This window comes from Ornithinimicrobium jinqii, assembly GCF_045032595.1.
In the GTDB taxonomy this organism is placed as follows: Bacteria; Actinomycetota; Actinomycetes; order Actinomycetales; family Dermatophilaceae; genus Ornithinicoccus.
Map to the genome: position 1 here is coordinate 1 of NZ_JBJFZS010000032.1, position 16065 is coordinate 16065.

Annotated in this window: 10 protein-coding genes; 6 read left to right on the forward strand and 4 right to left on the reverse strand. The window is 74.3% G+C overall.

What is annotated here, in order from left to right; genetic code table 11:
* Positions 1–198: 198 nt before the first annotated feature.
* The 4 genes from ACI3ET_RS14430 to ACI3ET_RS14445 all read left to right on the forward strand — a co-directional run bounded on the left by ACI3ET_RS14430 (position 199) and on the right by ACI3ET_RS14445 (position 5850).
* The gene (locus ACI3ET_RS14430) at positions 199–1281 is read left to right on the forward strand and encodes a UDP-N-acetylglucosamine--LPS N-acetylglucosamine transferase (protein ID WP_405033769.1); all 1083 of its coding nucleotides are present in this window, start codon (positions 199–201) and stop codon (positions 1279–1281) included.
* A complete protein-coding gene (locus ACI3ET_RS14435) occupies positions 1278–1940 on the forward strand; it encodes a hypothetical protein (RefSeq protein ID WP_405033770.1) in 663 nt (220 codons plus the stop codon). Before ACI3ET_RS14430 ends, ACI3ET_RS14435 begins: the two co-directional genes overlap by 4 nt.
* Before the next feature lie 93 nt (positions 1941–2033).
* A complete protein-coding gene (gene wecB / locus ACI3ET_RS14440; RefSeq protein WP_405033771.1) occupies positions 2034–3134 on the forward strand; it encodes a non-hydrolyzing UDP-N-acetylglucosamine 2-epimerase in 1101 nt (366 codons plus the stop codon).
* 46 nt (positions 3135–3180) lie between these two features.
* Positions 3181–5850, forward strand: coding sequence for a hypothetical protein (locus tag ACI3ET_RS14445; protein ID WP_405033772.1), 2670 nt, complete (start codon positions 3181–3183; stop codon positions 5848–5850).
* A gap of 51 nt (positions 5851–5901) precedes the next feature.
* Here the strand turns inward: ACI3ET_RS14445 and ACI3ET_RS14450 are convergent, their stop codons facing one another.
* Positions 5902–8910 (reverse strand): glycosyltransferase, encoded by a 3009-nt coding sequence (locus ACI3ET_RS14450; protein WP_405033773.1) that lies wholly within the window; start codon positions 8908–8910, stop codon positions 5902–5904.
* The gene (locus tag ACI3ET_RS14455; RefSeq protein WP_405033774.1) at positions 8897–9244 is read right to left on the reverse strand and encodes a hypothetical protein; all 348 of its coding nucleotides are present in this window, start codon (positions 9242–9244) and stop codon (positions 8897–8899) included. Before ACI3ET_RS14455 ends, ACI3ET_RS14450 begins: the two co-directional genes overlap by 14 nt.
* Positions 9245–9276: 32 nt before the next feature.
* Between ACI3ET_RS14455 and ACI3ET_RS14460 the strand changes: the two genes are divergently transcribed.
* A complete protein-coding gene (locus ACI3ET_RS14460) occupies positions 9277–10503 on the forward strand; it encodes a glycosyltransferase family protein (RefSeq protein ID WP_405033775.1) in 1227 nt (408 codons plus the stop codon).
* On the opposite strand, the gene ACI3ET_RS14465 is transcribed toward ACI3ET_RS14460, so the two are convergent.
* Together ACI3ET_RS14465 and ACI3ET_RS14470 are read right to left on the reverse strand one after the other, a co-directional pair.
* Positions 10476–12527, reverse strand: a complete 2052-nt coding sequence (locus ACI3ET_RS14465; RefSeq protein ID WP_405033776.1) for a glycosyltransferase — start codon at positions 12525–12527, stop codon at positions 10476–10478. The two genes, ACI3ET_RS14460 and ACI3ET_RS14465, sit on opposite strands and share 28 nt — an antisense overlap.
* A 73-nt stretch (positions 12528–12600) precedes the next feature.
* Complete coding sequence (locus tag ACI3ET_RS14470; protein ID WP_405033777.1) at positions 12601–13680, reverse strand: inositol-3-phosphate synthase; 1080 nt, start codon at positions 13678–13680, stop codon at positions 12601–12603.
* A gap of 125 nt (positions 13681–13805) precedes the next feature.
* Between ACI3ET_RS14470 and ACI3ET_RS14475 the strand changes: the two genes are divergently transcribed.
* Complete coding sequence (locus ACI3ET_RS14475; RefSeq protein ID WP_405033779.1) at positions 13806–16034, forward strand: transglycosylase domain-containing protein; 2229 nt, start codon at positions 13806–13808, stop codon at positions 16032–16034.
* Positions 16035–16065: the final 31 nt, after the last annotated feature.

Consider the following 16065-nt stretch of genomic DNA (forward strand, 5'->3'; position numbering starts at 1 on the left):
GACCACACCCGCGTTGATGTCGAACCCGAGGACCTTCTTCCCAGCCCGGGTGGCCTCCTGCGCCAGTGGCAGGCCGACATAGCCCAGTCCGATGATGACAGCATCCACAGCCACGATGGGTCGACTCCTTGGGGGGTGGGGGAGGGGGTCATGACACGTGCGCGGGCCATGCTATCGCGCTGTGACATCATCGTCCGCATGGCGTCGGTCCTGCTCGTGTCCAGCAACGGCGCGGGGATGGGGCACCTGACCCGCCTGCTCGCCTACGGTCGTCGGATGCCGCACGGCACCCGGCAGCACGTGCTCTCCCTCTCCCAGGCCGTCCCGGTCGTGGACCAGGAGGGGATCCCCTGGGAGTACCTGCCGAGCCAGGGCGCGTCCGGGCTCCTTCCGGCCGCCTGGCGCCTGCTCTTCGCCGAACGCCTCACCGAGGTCCTGCACCGTCTGGACCCGGACGTGCTGGTGTTCGACGGGACCCATCCCTACCGCGGCCTCGACGTCGCGCTGGCCACCCATCCCCGCACCCGCGCCGTCTGGTCCAGGCGAGCGATGTGGAAGCCAGGACGGAACGTCGACCAGCTGGCCAAGGCCGACTGGTTCGACGCCGTCGTCGAGCCGGGCGACCTGGCCGGCGCGGCCGACCGGGGCGCGACCGTCGAGGCGGAAGACGTGGTGCGGGTGCCTCCCGTGACGCTCCTGGACCGCGCGGGGATGACCGGCCGCTCGGAGGCGAGGGCCGCGCTCGGACTACCGCCGGACGGGCCGCTCGCCCTCGTGTCCCTGGGCGCCGGCAACATCAACGACACGGACGACGAGGTCGGTGCGGCGGCGACGGCCCTGCGTGCCCGCGGGGTCGGCGTGTGCGTGACCGCACCCTCGATCGCCGACCGGGCCTACGCCGGCGACGACGTCCACCTCGTGCGCCACTTCCCCTTGTCCGAGCACTTCGCGGCCTTCGACTATGCCGTCGCGGCGGCCGGCTACAACTCCTTCCACGAGAGTCTGCGGCTCGGGGTGCCGACGGTCTTCGTCCCGAACGCGAGCACCTCCCTCGACGACCAGGTGCGGCGGGCCGAGCATGCCTCTCGCCGCGGGTGGGCCCTCTCGACCAGCACGCTCACCGGGGGCCGTGCGGACGGCGTCGTCGAGGAGCTGCTGGCCAGGGGGGGCGAGCTGAGGGACCAGGCCTGGCGGGACGACCCGGGCAACGGCGCGGAGGAGGCGGCCCGGACGATCCTGCAGGTCGTCGGGGAGCCGGCGGCGCACCGGGTGCGCTCGTGAGCAGGACGAGCTCCTCGTCCTCCGGGGCGGCGCGGCAGCGGCAGCAGCGGCTGGCGCGGTGGGCCCGGGGTCTGCCCGGCTACCGGCTCGCCACCCAGAGCGTCCTGCCCCGTGTCCGGGGCAACCCCCTGCTCGTCGACCTCGCGTGGCGGGTCTTCTCCCCCGGATCGGGCGCCGCCGGTCAGCTGACCGTCCCCCTGCACGCCGGGCGCCACGTCGGCGGCCCGGACGTCGACCGCCTGCCGGTCGTCGGCGTGCTGGGGATCGGGTTGACCGACGACCAGGCGACCGGGCTCGTCGACAGGGTCGCCGACCTGCAACGGGAGACGGTCGCCTTCCGGCCGGTGCTCGTCCTCGACCGGCCGGCCTTCGCCGCTGCCCGGCGGCACGGGTTCGTCCTCGAGCACGTCGTCCCGCGCGACCGCTGGACCGGCGGCGGGTGGACCGCCCCGGGCGTCGAGGCGGACGAGGGGTCGTGGGAGGCCTACCTGGCCCGGAGGCTGGGATCGGTGATCGACCACTACCGGCTCTGGCACCTGGTCACGGCGGTGGTCGGGCCGACGACCACCGCCGTCGCCCTCCGTCCGGTCGACGAGGCCCTCCTACGGCACCTGGCGGACCGTCTGCCGGCTGATCTGCAGGTCCACCGCCAGGGCTGAGCGCGACGCGCCGCCCGGGGGCGGGGGGCGACCTGCGGGCCTGTGCCAGCATGGTCGACGTCCACCCACCCCCGCTGAAGGAGATCCTCGACCGTGAGCGAGCGACCGCCCCTCGTCGTGCACATCACCGGTGCCCGGCCCAACTTCCCCAAGGCCGCCCCCGTCGTCGCCGCGCTCGGGGAGCATCCCGTCGAGCAGCTCCTGGTGCACACCGGCCAGCACTACGACGAGCGGATGAGCGAGGTCTTCTTCCGCCAGCTGGGCCTGCCCGAGCCCGACGTGAACCTCGGCGTCGGCTCCGGGGCGCACGGCGCGCAGACGGCGGCGATCATGGTCGGGCTGGAGGAGCTGTTCACCGCGCGACGTCCGGACCTCGTGGTCGTCTACGGCGACGTGAACTCCACCGTGGCCGCCGCCCTCGTCGCGAGCAAGATGGGCATCCCGATCGCCCACGTCGAGGCGGGACTGCGCTCCTTCGACCGGTCCATGCCCGAGGAGATCAACCGGCTGCTCACCGACCGGATCTCCGACCTGCTCCTCGTGACCAGCGTCGACGCCGTCGCGCACCTGGGCAACGAGGGGGCCGACCCCGACAGCATCCACTTCGTCGGCAACCCGATGATCGACACGCTGCTGCGGCACCTCGACGGGCTGGACACCTCTGCCGCTGCCGCGCAGGTCGGGATCGACCCCGAGCAGCCCTACGTCGTGGCGACCCTGCACCGGCCCGGCAACGTCGACGACCCCGAGGACGTCGCCGCCCTCGTGCGGGCCGTCCACGCGGTGGCCGACCAGGTCCGGCTGGTGGTGCCCCTGCACCCGCGCGGCCGGCAGCGGCTGGCGGACGCAGGCTTCATGGACCACGCCGGCGTCCTGGTCGTCGACCCCCTCGGGTACGTCGAGTTCCTCTCCCTCGTCAAGGGTGCGGCCGCCGTCGTCACCGACTCCGGCGGGGTGCAGGAGGAGACCACGGTGATGGGGGTCCCCTGCCTCACCCTGCGCCCCAACACCGAGCGCCCGGTCACGATCACCCACGGCACCAACCAGCTCGTCACCCGCGAGAGCCTGCCCGGTGCCCTGGCCGACGTGCTCGGCGCCGGCCGCGGAGCGACGTGGCCCGTCCCGCCGCTGTGGGACGGTCACGCAGGGCCCCGGATCGCCACCGTGATCTCGCGGTTCCTTGGCGTCGGCTGACCGGGCCGTGACCGGACGCGGGGCGGTGCATGGGTCCCCCGCGGGGGTGGATCCCGGCCTCGTGCTGGACGGGGCGCACCCGCACGGCTGGGTGCTGCGTGCCCGCGGGTCGGGGGCCGCCCCGCCCGCCGTCCCCGAGGACGTCGTCGGCTGGCGCACGGACACCGCGTCGGTCCCCTCCGCCGTCCTGCACCTCCATCCGCGCACGGTCCTGTCCCGCGGACGCTCCGACGCGGGGACGGTGCTGCTCCTCGGCCACCCGGTCGACGTCGCGGCGGGCAGCGCGGACGGGGCCGGGATCGCCGCCGGACTGGCACGGACGTGGACCAGCAGCGGCGACGACGCGCTCGTCCGCGAGGCTGCCGAGCTGGGGGGACGCTGGACGCTGCTGGCCGTGCGCCACCGACCCGACCTGCTCGTCGTGCCCGACGCGCACGCCACCCAGCCGGTGTTCCACGCCACGACCGGTGGGCGGGTGGTCCTGGCCAGCTCGGCCTCCCTCGTCGCGGCCGGTCTCGGCCTGCCCGTCGACGACGACGCCCTGCGCCTGCTCGAGGACCTCCGCGCCCGCCGCCGGGGCGCGGTGACCTACCTGCCCGGGCGGCGCACGGCATACCAGGACGTGCACCCCCTGCTGCCCAACTGCCTCCTCCGGGTGCAGCTGGGCGACCCGGGCGGCACCCCCGCGGCGGTGCACCACGAACGCTTCTGGCCGTGGCGCCAGCGGGTGGGGAGCACCGACGTCGACGCGGTGTACGACGCCTTCCGCGACCGGCTGGGCCGGCACGTCGAGCTCCTGGCCGGCCTGGGACGACCAGCGGTGAGCCTGACGGCCGGCGGGGACAGCCGGGCGACCGCGGCCGTGGCCCGGAGGGCGCTGCGCGAGCGCGACGGGTTCGCGTTCACCTACGTCAACCCCCGGGACGCCCGCAACGGACCCTCTGCGATGGCGGACGTCACGGGGGCGAGCGCGGTGGCAGCCCGGCTCGGGATCCCCCACCGGGTGCTGCGGTGGCGGCAGCCCCCCGTCGGCGGGACCTTCGACGTGCTCCACCGGCGCACCTACGCACCGCTGGTCCCCTCCCGCGGCGCGGCCCACGCGATGTGGGCCGACCTGCCACCGGACCTGGTCCAGCTGCAGTCCAACTGCGCGGAGACCGGCACGACCTTCATCCGGCGCCGCACCCCCGAGCCGCTGTCCCCGTTGCGTCTGTCCCGGATGATGATGCACGCCACCGACGGGCTGGAGGACCTCGCCGAGCGCATGTACGGCGGCTACGTGGAGCAGGCGCAGCTGACACCGGACCGCCTGCTCGGCTACGACCACCACGACCTCTTCTACTGGGAGCAGCGGATCGGTCGGTGGGGGTGGCAGAAGTTCGTCGACGGAGACCTGGGCCACCGGATCCTGCTCCCCTTCAACGACCGCGTCCTGCTCGAGACGATGCTGTCCCTGCCCTACCCGCAGCGGGAGGCCAAGGTGCTGCTCGAGCGGCTGTTCGACGAGGTGCCGGAGGCCCGCCTGCCGCCGCGGAGCGAGCCCCGCGCGCGCCGGACGGCGCACGCCCTCGTGGGCGGGCTGCCCGGCCCCGTCGCCGGACGGCTCGCGCAGGTGGTCCGTCGCCAGGAGCGTCGGGCCGACCTGGCGCGCCTCACCTGGCCCCGGGGGTATGCCGTGCTCCCGGTCGCGGGGACGCCCTCGAGCAGTCCCGGGGTGGGTCGGACCCCGCGAGGCTGGGCGAGCGTCGCGCTCCCCGGCGGCCGGGCCGCCCTGCACCTCCACCCGAGCCTGGCCCGGGCGGTGGCCGGAGCCGGTGACACCTGGGTGCTCGTGCTCGGTGAGCCGGTGGACGTCGGCGCCGGTGCGGTCGGCGCCCGCGAGGTCGCCGGAGGCCTCCACGCCCTGCTGACCGCGCGTCCCGAGGAGGCGGCCGCGGCCGCCGCCGCGCTGGCGGGCAGCTGGCTGGTCGTGCTCCGGTCGCCGGGACGCACCCTCGTGCTGACCGACCCGCTGGTCAGCCTGGGGCTGCACCGCGTCGAGGACGGCGCAGCTCTCGTGTCCCACGGCACGCTGGCGACCGCGACGTCCCCCGCCCCGGTCACCGGCGCCGAGGTGCTCCGGGGCACCGAGCCACCGGGCGAGGGACCGCTGCGGCCCGTCCCCCTCGACGAGCTGGTCGACCTGGCGTCCGTGTCCCCCTGCGGGGTCACGCGCGCCGCGCGCCTGGCGCGCCACGCCGAGCTCCTGCGCGGGCGGGGCCGGGCCTGGCTGGGGCTCGACGCCGGTGCGGGCTCCCGCGAGCTGCTGGAGCTGCTGGCCGCGCAGGGCGTGAGCACGTTCACCTGGTGGGACCGGGAGGGCGACGACCGGCAGGCCGACCCCGTCTTCGAGGCGAGCCTGCTGGCCTCCGCCGCGGGTGTGCCGCACCGCGTGCTCGGCCTGCGGGAGGACGTCGACGGCTCGTCGCGCGAGCCGGCCAGGACGGCGCGGGCCCTGGCCCGCGACGCCCTCAGCACGACCTGGGGCCGGGACGACCTGCCGCTGCCCGTCGGCGACGCCCTCGCGCAGGCTCTTCCGCCGGACGCCGTCGTCTGGTTGGGTGCCGTCCCCGGGCCACCGGCTGCGGCGCCGCGCAGCTGGGACCTCGTGCAGGGGGTCCGTCCGGTGGCCCTGCCGTTCAGCGACCGGGTGCTGCCGCTCCTGCCTAGCGACTGAGCCGCGGCAGGTCGGTCGTGCCCCCTGCGGCGGCAGACCTCCTGAGCGACGTCATCCCCCGTGCCCGTGCCCGCGCAGGCGGACCGTCCGGGACCCGCCGGCCAGCCGGAAGGTGCTCCCGCCCTCGACCAGCGTCCCGGGGCCCGCGACGACACGGACCTGGCCGTCGCGCCACAGGATGACGGCGGCCACGTCAGGCCGGCCTGCTGCGGCGGTCAGCACCGCGCCGTCCACGTCCGCCTCCGCGGGCACGTCCAGGGCTGCCCCGAGCAGCTGCCGGGTGGTCGGCGACCAGGGGGCCCGGTGCAGGACGACGACCTGGTCGGCCCGCGTCGCGTCGGCGGCCGCCCGCAGCGGGGTGGTGTGCGCGGCCAGCGGCTCGCCGACGGCGCCCTCCACCACGACCGCCAGCGGCAGGGTGGGCTCGCCGGTGGCCACGATCTGCACCGCGGCCGCACCGGCCCAGTCGGTCCCGGCGACGGCGTCGTCGGCCCGCGCCGCCGACCAGCCCTCCTCCACCCCTGGCAGGGACGCGAGGCGGCGCACGAAGGAGGCGTGGGAGTAGCGCTCCCGCACGAGCCGTTGCTGCTCGCGCGCCCGCTGCCGGTACCGCTCGGGCGAGGCCAGGTAGGCCGCCACCAGCACCCGCGTCGCCTCGCCGGGCTCGGCGTAGTCGAGCACGTCGCCGAACACCGCCCGGTGCTTGGGGTCGGCGATCGTCACCACCCCCGACGCGGCAGCCTCCAGGAGCACCCGCCCGAACGCCTCGTGACGGTCCGGGTTGTCGTGGTAGACGACGAGGTCCAGGCCGCGCACGAACGCGTGCGGGTCGACCGAGCCCGCCCGCAGCAGCTCCCACCGGTCCGGCAGCGGCTGGTCCTCCGGCAGACCGGCCTCCAGCGCCAGGCGCTTCCAGGTGGCCCGCCCGCCCAGCATCCGCACGCGCACGTCCGGGCCGAGGTCGTAGGCGTCGACCAGCTCGGCGTGCGTGCGCGGGAACTTCAGCGGGTGGTCCCGCGACCACCGGCCCACGACGACGGGGCGACCGTCCTGCCCCGGGACCCGGTGGCCGGCGGCCGGCACGGACCACTGGTCGACGTCGATGATCCCAGGGTTGTCCCACGGCGCCAGCCGCACGTGCGGGTCCTGCTGCCGGAGCACCTGCCGCACCACCGGCCCCTGGGGCACCCAGACCGGGTCCCCGCCGAAGAGCTCGCGAGCGCGCTCGGTGACGTCGGTGACGACATACCTCTGGTCGCTGCCGTCCGGCTCCACCGGGGCCTGGTTCGCCACGACGAGGAGGTGCCCTGGCCGCAGCGCACCGACGGGCACGTGCGGCGGGTGCTGGAGCACCGGCGGGTAGCGCACCATGAGGACGTCGATCTCCACGTCGTCGTCCACCTGCACCCACTCCACCTCGCGTCGGCGGAGCAGGTCGACGACCGGAGGGCACAGGGGCAGGTCGCGGGTGGTGGCGAAGCGCAGCGCCTCCAGGTGCAGCACCCCGACGCGCAGTCCTGCCTCGCGGGCAGCGCGGACCTCCTCGAGCATCGAGCGCTGAGGACCGCCGTAGCGGCGCCAGTCGCCGCCGAGCACGAGGTCCAGGTGCCGGGGTGGGGGCATCCCCGGGTCCCGGGGGCGGGCCCACCGGCGCGGCTCGGGGACCGGCCGGTCCTCCCACGGATCGAGGTATGCCGTGGCGGCGCCGGCCGCGACCTCCGCGTGCCAGGGTGCGTAGAGGGTCTTGTACGCGTGCCGGGCCCCGTGCCGCCAGCCCCGACCGAACTCGCCGGAGGACAGGGTGTCCCCGGAGCGCAGCAGCAGGAGGCACTCGTCCACGGTGTGCACGGACCGGGGCCCGAAGGCCGCCTCGACCCGACGCGCGTACTCGGTGTCGGCGGACTTGCGGGCCGGGTCGAAGAAGCCCACCCGGGGCAGCACCCGGTCCAGCCGGACGAGCAGGGTGGGAGCAGCGAGCGTCCGGTGACGGTAGCCCGGGCGGACGAGCGAGAGGTCCTCGTCGACGCGGGCGCCCAGGGCGCGGACAGCGACCCGGCGGGGGTCCTCCTCCAGCGCCCGGACCAGGATCTCCAGCGCCTGCGGGTGCAGCCAGTCGTCCGAGTCGAGGGTCGTGAACAGCTCCCCCCGGGCCTGCCTGAGCGCGGTGTTCCGGGCCCGGTAGGTGCCGCCGTTGACCGCCTTGCGGACGACCCGGACCCGCGGGTCCACGTCCTCGGCCGACCGCAACCACTCCTCCGCCTCCGGTCCCGACGCGTCGTCGACGACCAGCACCTCCAGGTGGTGCCACGTCTGGGCCACCAGGGCGCGGACCGCGGTGAGCAGGGGAGGCCCTGGGCGGTGGCAGCTCACCGCCACGGTGACCAGGGGGTCGCCTGGCCGGTCGGCTCGCGGCAGGGGGTCGGTGGTGAGCCGGTCGAACGGGCGGCGGTCCAGCTGCGGACCCAGTCGGAGCGGCGCGAGGCCGGGCCCCTGCAGAGCAGAGGCCAGCAGGCTCAGCCAGGGGCCGGGGTCGGCCTGGGGACCGGCCGACAGGAACGGGTTGGCCAGGTCGGCACGGACGGAGGCGGCCACGTCCTGAGGCACGTGCGGGTGGTCGAGCAGCGCCGTGCACGCCCCGTGGTCCCGGTCCTGGCAGCGCAGGTGCAGCAGCAGCTGGACGGCCTGGGGGTGGAGCTGGGTCGTGGTCCCCGGGCCGCAGGCGGCGAGGGCCTCCAGGAGCCGCCGTCCCCTCGCACGGTCCCTGGGGTCACCCGTCTGCAGGACGAGCACCCGGGCGTACTGCCCGAGGTGGAAGGGGCGCATCCCCGGGGCGGTCAGGCGCGGTCCGACACCGGCGAGGAGGGTCTGCGCCCAGGCGTCGATCTCCTCCGACCGGCGACCCGGCCAGGCCGTCTCCACGAGGACCTCGCGCGCGTGCACCGACCTCGTCCGCAGGGCGGTGACGGCGAGCGCGTCGGGGTGGTCGACGAGGATCGCGTTGGTGGCCGTGTCGCGGCTCACCCCGGTCCGTGTCGCCCTGGCCGGCTCAGCGCCGCTCATCGCGGCGCAGCATCTCCTCGACCGCGTCCTGCAGCCGGTCGAGGCGTCCGGTGTACTGCGCCTGCAGCGCACGCACCGTCCCCACGACGTCCTCCGTGGACGGTGCGGCCCGCGGCTCGGGCATCTCGGTCCGGCGCAGCTCCCCCCGGACGAAGCTGCGCAGCTCACGCACCCGGCGGTCGGCGTCCAGGGCGACGAGCAGCACCGTGGACAGCAGCACCGCCAGCGCGAGGACCACGAGCCACCACAGGTGCGACACCGCCCCGGCGACGGCGGTCAGGCTCAGGAGGCCGGCGGCGGCCGCGCCGAGGAGCAGGGCGCGCTGGGATCGCATGGCCGCACGTTACCCGCACCTACAGTGGCGACATGCGTGAGCCGTCCAGCACCGGGGCCACCGACCTCGTGGTCGCCTTCAGCTTCACCCCCTACGTGGACACCGCGGCCGTGGTGGCGGCCAAGCGGGTGCGTGAGGAGGGACGGGCGGTCGACGTCGTGCAGAACGACATGGCCCCCTCCCGGGCGCAGGACCCCGACCTCGGCCGGATCGCCGACGACCTCGTCCGACGCCGGACCGTGCTCCCCACCCCCACGTGGTTCTCGTCGTGGAAGGCGGTGCGCGCGTTCGCGGACGCCGGCCTGGAGCAGGTTCTGCGGTGGGACGCCGAGGGTCCGGGCTACGAACGGCTCTACAGCCGCGCGCACTGGGTGCCCAGCCACGTGCTGGCCGCCCGGGTGAAGGCGCACCGTCCGCACGTGCGGTGGGTGGCCGAGTTCTCCGACCCCCTGTCGGTCCACGCCGACGGACGCGAGCGGCACGCGCCGGTCGAGGAGGGACCGCTCCTGGACGAGCTGGCCGCGAACCTTCGCGAGGCGGGGGTGGGACCTCCGGGCGACAACCTGTTCCTCTGGGCGGAGACCCTGCCGTACGCGCTGGCTGACGAGCTTCTCTTCACCAACACCAACCAGCGCGACCTCATGCTCTCGCGCATCTCGGACGCCGGTCTGGCGGCCCGGGCCGCCGCCCGAGCGGTCGTCCGGCCCCACCCGACGCTCCCCCCCGCGTACTACGACCTGGCCGACCCCCCGGTCGACCTGGACCCGGGTCGGGCCCACATCGGCTACTTCGGCAACTTCTACGCCAACCGGGGCCTGGGCACCGTGCTCGACGCGCTGGCGGCGCTGCCCGCAGCCCAGCGTGCGCAGGTCCAGCTGCACGTGCACACCGAGCAGGGCGAGAAGCTGGTCACCGCGGTCGCCGCCCGAGGTCTGGAGCCGCAGGTCAGCGTCCGACCCTTCGTGGGCTACCTCGACTTCCTCGCGCTGTGCAGGCGCATGGACGTGCTGCTGCTCACCGACGCCACGACGAAGGGCGCCTTTGCCCGCAACCCCTTCCTCCCCTCCAAGTGGAGCGACTACCGCGGGAGCGGCCGACCGGTCTGGGGCGTGGTGGAGGAGGGCAGCCCGCTCTCTGCCCAGGCCCTCGACCACCGGTCGCCGGTGAAGCACACCACCGCGGCCGTCCAGGTGCTCGCGCAGATCGTCCGCGAAGCAGGCCGACCGTCCGGTCAGCGCTCGGAGCGCCCCTCGGTCTGACCGAGGACGATCCGGGTCAGCACCTGGTCCGGGGACCCGGTGATGAACCGCTCGGCCACGACCGCCCGGGTCCGTGCGGACTCCTGCGACCACGCGGGCTCGTCCTGGTGCGTCCGGATCCGGGCGACGGCCTCCTCGACGGACCCCACCACCCACTCGTCGGGGAAGAGTCTCCGGGCCCCGCGCAGGGGCGCGAACATCGGCCAGTCGCGCACCACCGGGACCGCGCCGGAAGCAGCACCTTCCACCAGGCCCAGCCCGAACGACTCGCGGTGGCTGGCGCTGAGCACGAACCCCGAGCGTGCCAGGTGGGGTGCCAGGCGTTCGCTCTCACCAGCAAACTCGACCGCCCCGCACACGTCCTGCTCCGCCAGCCGACGGCGGAAGCTAGCCGCGTGCTCGACGGACGAGCGGACGGTCCCGGGGGCGAAGTCGGGGCCGACCAGGAGCAGCCGCCAGGTGGGGTCCTCCTGCCGCAGCCGGCCCAGCACCTCCAGCGCCCACCCCGGGTCCTTGACCCGTTGCGCCCACCCGATCATCAGCAGCCGTCGACGGTGGCCCCCCTCCTTGACGGTGGTGATCCGGGTGCTGTCGACGACGTTGGGCACGACGTGCACCGTCGTGCCCGCCAGCCGGTCACCCAGGAGCCGGACGACGAGGTCCTTGAGGTGCTCGCTGACGAGCACGAGGTTGTCCACTTCCGTCCAGTCCAGGAGGTGGACCCACGGGGAGAGCGCGTCCATGCTGTGGATGCGCAGGGTCGTCCGCACGCCGTCCGGGACACCGGTCAGGGCGACGAGGGCACCGCGGTCGGCCCAGTCGACGAAGAGGGCGGCGGCACGGTCCAGCGGCTCGGTGGACCCCCACGGCGGCATGGGGTCCTCGCCGAGGGCGAGCCGCAGGCGCCACTCGACCAGCTCTCCGCGCACCCCCAGCCCGCGCAGCTGCCCCGCGGACGCGAGGTCGACCACCTCGACGTCCGCGTGCTCGAGCAGGGCGGCCACGACCGGGGTGGCGAACCGTGGGTAGGACCCCGGCACGGCGACCACGCCCCGGGCGCCGCCAGCGGGAGCGCGGCGCGCCACCGGGCGGGCCAGGAGCCCCCCCACGGAGGACCGGCGCCAGTCGGCGAGGAACTCGTCCGGGTCCTCCACCAGCGGGCTGGCGGAACCGGCCGCGTGCAGCTCGACGTGGAAGAGCAGGCCCAGGGCGAGCGTGGTGAGCCGGCCGGCGCCGACGACGTCCTCCGCCTCCACCAGCTCGTCGGCGGCGACCAGGGCGGCAGCGGCCGCGGCCCTCAGGTCGGGGTCCTCCCGTCCCGCCGCGGACGTGCGCAGGTGGGCGACCACCGCCCGTCGGCGGGCCGCGCGGACCGGGTCCTCCACGGACACGTCGAGCAACGGCACCAGGGGCACCGCAGCGTCGTGGTCGCCGGTCCGGAGCAGGGACTCGAGCAGCTCACCCAGCGGGTCCTGGGCCTCCGGCGGCACACGGTCGCCCAGGATGTGCGCGAGCTCGGTCAGGTGCCGGGCGTACCCGGCGTGGAGCATCCCCTCAGCAGCCCTGGCGGCCAGCTGCTCCCACGTCCGGGACAGGGAGGACCAGCCCTTGAGGTCCGCGTGGGGGACCACCGGGCACCGCCCGGCTGCGACCGTCTCCGCGACCGTGCGGGCCGCTGAGCCGAACGGCACCAACGCGTCCGCGTCGGCGAGGAGAGCCAGGACGCCCGGGTCGAGCCTCACCGCGTCCGCGAGCTGCGCACCGCCCGCCACCCGCGCACCGTCGGCCTGCGACCGGATCTGCCGGCGCTCGGGCAGGAAGGCGAGCCTGCGGGGCCAGCTGCCGCGCGACCACACCGCGACGACCTGGTGTCCGGCCATGACCATGCCCCGGAGGAACGCGCGGCTGCGCACAAGGTCGCCCACGTCCTCGGCCAGCACCACCAACGACTGCGGTCGGCTCGTGGACAGCACCTCCCCCTCCGACGGGGGTGGGCTCAGCTGGAGGAGCCTGGGGTCGACCACCCCAGGAGCGTAGCGGGACGGAAAAGGACCTCTGACCCCGCGGGCGGGACCACTGCACCGTGGGGCCAGAACGTCAGACGGCGGCCTCGCCGCGGATGAACGCCTCGACCTCGGCGCGGCCCTTGTCGTCCGGCATCTGCACGGGCGGGGACTTCATCAGGTAGGCCGAGGCGCCGATGACCGGTCCGCCCTGGCCGCGGTCCTGGGCGATCTTGGCAGCGCGCAGGGCGTCGATGATGATGCCCGCGGAGTTGGGCGAGTCCCAGACCTCGAGCTTGTACTCCAGGCTGATCGGGGCGTCACCGAAGGCGCGTCCCTCGAGGCGCACGTAGGCCCACTTGCGGTCATCGAGCCACTGGACGTAGTCGGAGGGGCCGATGTGCACGTCGCGGTCGGCGAACTGCTGGGCGACGTTGGAGGTGACGGCCTGGGTCTTGGACAGCTTCTTGGACTCCAGGCGCTCGCGCTCGAGCATGTTCTTGAAGTCCATGTTGCCGCCGACGTTGAGCTGGTAGGTGCGGTCGAGCATGACGCCGCGGTCCTCGAAGAGCTTGGCCATCACGCGGTGGGTGATCGTCGCCCCGACCTGGCTCTTGATGTCGTCGCCGACGATCGGCACGCCCGCCTCCTCGAACTTCGCGGCCCACTCGGGGTCGGAGGCGATGAAGACCGGCAGCGCGTTGACGAAGGCCACCCCGGCGTCGATGGCGCACTGGGCGTAGAACTTGTCGGCCCTCTCGCTGCCGACCGGCAGGTAGGAGACCATCACGTCGACCTGCGCGTCCTTGAGGACCTGGACGACGTCCACCGGCTCGGCGTCGGACTCGTCGATGGTCATCGAGTAGTACTTGCCGAGACCGTCCATCGTCGGCCCGCGCTGGACGGTGACGCCCGTCGATGGCACGTCGGCGATCTTCATCGTGTTGTTCTCGCTGGCACCGATCGCGTCGCTCAGGTCGAGGCCGACCTTCTTGGCGTCGACGTCGAAGGCGGCGACGAACTCGACGTCGCTGACGTGGTAGTCGCCGAACTGGACGTGCATCAGGCCCGGCACGGTCGCGTCGGGGTCGGCGTCCTTGTAGTACTCCACGCCCTGCACCAACGAGCTGGCGCAGTTGCCCACACCGACGATCGCCACGCGCACCGAAGCCATTCGAACATCTCCTTGAGGTCATCTGGTCGGCCGGTCCCGCTGGACCGCTCACCGACACGGGCTAACGACGCACGGTACCCCGACATTCCAAGGTTCCTCCCACCGGCGGTTGGCACAATGGGTGCGTGACCTCCTCCACCCGTCCCCCCGCCACGCGCCGAGACGCCCGCCAGTCAGGGCGTCGACGCCGCCGCTCCGGCCGCGGCCGGGGCCGCACGATCCTGCTGTGGCTGCTCGGGCTGGGGCTGCTGGGAGTGGTGCTGGCGACCGGCGCCTTCGCCTGGGCCTACTCGCGCACGGACATCCCGGAGCCGAACGACTTCGCCGACGCGCAGAGCACGATCCTCTACTACGACGACGGGCAGACGGAGCTGGCGCGCTTCACCGGCGGCTACGACCGCGAGTCGGTGCTGCTGGAGGAGGTGCCCCTGCACGTCCAGCAGGCGGTCCTGGCAGCGGAGGACCGCAGCTTCTACGACAACCAGGGGGTCTCGGTCACGGGCACGGCACGCGGCGTCTACCGCACGCTGCGCGGCGAGGGGGTGCAGAGCGGCTCGACGATCACCCAGCAGTACGTCAAGAACTACTACCTGACCGCCGACCAGACCCTCACCCGCAAGCTGCGGGAGATCCTCATCTCGGTCAAGATCGACAACACGCAGTCCAAGGAGCAGATCCTGGAGAACTACCTCAACACGATCTACTTCGGCCGTGGGGCCTACGGCATCCAGACCGCCAGCGACGCCTACTTCGACAAGGACGTGTCCGAGCTCTCCGTCTCCGAGGGCGCCTTCCTGGCCTCGGTGATGAACGCCCCGTCCCTCTTCGACCCGGACTACGCCGACGGCAACGAGGAACGGGTGCGGGCCCGTGTCGACTACGTCGTGGCCGGGATGGTCGAGGAGGGCTGGCTGGACCAGTCCGCGGCCGACGGCGTGGAGTTCCCGGAGGTGCAGGACACCCAGCCCACGACCGCGGTCCAGGGCGTGGAGGGGTATGTCGCCCAGGAGGTGCGGGGAGAGCTGAGCGAGCTGCTCGGCCTCGAGGACGCGGCGATCGACTCGGGCGGTCTGCGGGTGACCACGACGATCGACCGCGACCACCAGGAGGCCGCCAAGGCCGCGGTGGAGCAGTTCCGCCCCACCGGGGAGGGGACCGACGACATCACCGTGGCCCTGACCGCCGTCCGGCCCGGCGACGGGGCGATCACCGCGATGTACGGCGGGGAGGACTACCAGCAGACCCAGCTCAACGCGGCGACCGACGCCCGCGTGCAGGCCGGCTCGCTCTTCAAGCCGATCACCCTGACCGCCGCCGTCACCGAGGGGATCAGCACCGAGTCGGTCATGGCGGGGCCCAGCCCGATGACCTTCGGCCTCGAGGGCGGCGAGGTCGAGGTCCGCAACTTCCGCGACGTCTCCTTCGGCCTGCTCGACCTGCGGGTCGCGCTGGCCGAGTCGGTCAACACCATCTACGTCGCGCTCAACGAGGAGGTCGGTCCGGCTCGCACGGTCGAGGCGGCCGTCGACCTGGGGATCCCGGAGGACACGCCGGGTCTCGGCTCGGACCTCACCAACGTGCTGGGCACGGCCTCACCCACCCTGGTCGAGATGACCAACGCCTACGCCACGATCGCGGCGGAGGGCCAGCGCGCCGAGACCTACGTCGTCGCCGAGGTCGTCACGGCCACGGGCGAGACCACCTTCGAGGCGGAGCCGGAGACCGAGGACGGCATCGACGCCGGCGTCGCGGCGGACGTCATCGACGCCATGACCTACGTCATGACGCAGGGGTCCGGCACCACGGCGGGCGACCTGGGTCGTCCCAGCGCGGGCAAGTCGGGCACGAGCGAGGGCAACGTGTCTGCCTGGTTCGACGGTTTCGTCCCCCAGCTGGCGGCGGGCGTGGTGATGTACAAGGGCGACGGCACCGTCCCCATGCAGGACGTCGGCGGCATCGACCAGATCACCGGCGGCACCTTCCCCGCCCAGGTGTGGGGCGAGTTCATGCGGCGCGCGCTCCAGGGCGAGGACGTCATACCCTTCCCCGAGCGGGTCGGCCTGGGGGACGCCATCGAGACCAGCGAACCCCCGACCGAGCAGGCCCCGACCACTCAGCCCCCGGTCGAGACCACCGCGCCCACCACGGAGACCACGACCTCCGAGGAGCCCACCGAGACCACGTCCGAGGAGCCGACGGAGACCACCCCGGAGCCCACGACCCCGGAGCCCACGACGCCCGCACCCACCACCCCGGCGCCCACCACCCCGGCGCCCACCACCCCGGCCCCGACCGCGCCCCTGCCGACGGACCCCGGGACGACCGCCGCACCGCCGGTGGACCCGGGGGGCTGAGGTCCAGGGGCCGCCGCGCTCACCACCTACC

Bases quoted from the DNA above. Each gene is read 5' to 3' on its own strand.
- ACI3ET_RS14430 (WP_405033769.1), top strand. From the start codon at position 199: ATGGCGTCGGTCCTGCTCGTGTCCAGCAACGGCGCGGGGATGGGGCAC.
- ACI3ET_RS14450 (WP_405033773.1), bottom strand. From the start codon at position 8,910: ATGAGCGGCGCTGAGCCGGCCAGGGCGACACGGACCGGGGTGAGCCGC.
- ACI3ET_RS14455 (WP_405033774.1), bottom strand. From the start codon at position 9,244: ATGCGATCCCAGCGCGCCCTGCTCCTCGGCGCGGCCGCCGCCGGCCTC.
- ACI3ET_RS14460 (WP_405033775.1), top strand. From the start codon at position 9,277: ATGCGTGAGCCGTCCAGCACCGGGGCCACCGACCTCGTGGTCGCCTTC.
- ACI3ET_RS14470 (WP_405033777.1), bottom strand. From the start codon at position 13,680: ATGGCTTCGGTGCGCGTGGCGATCGTCGGTGTGGGCAACTGCGCCAGC.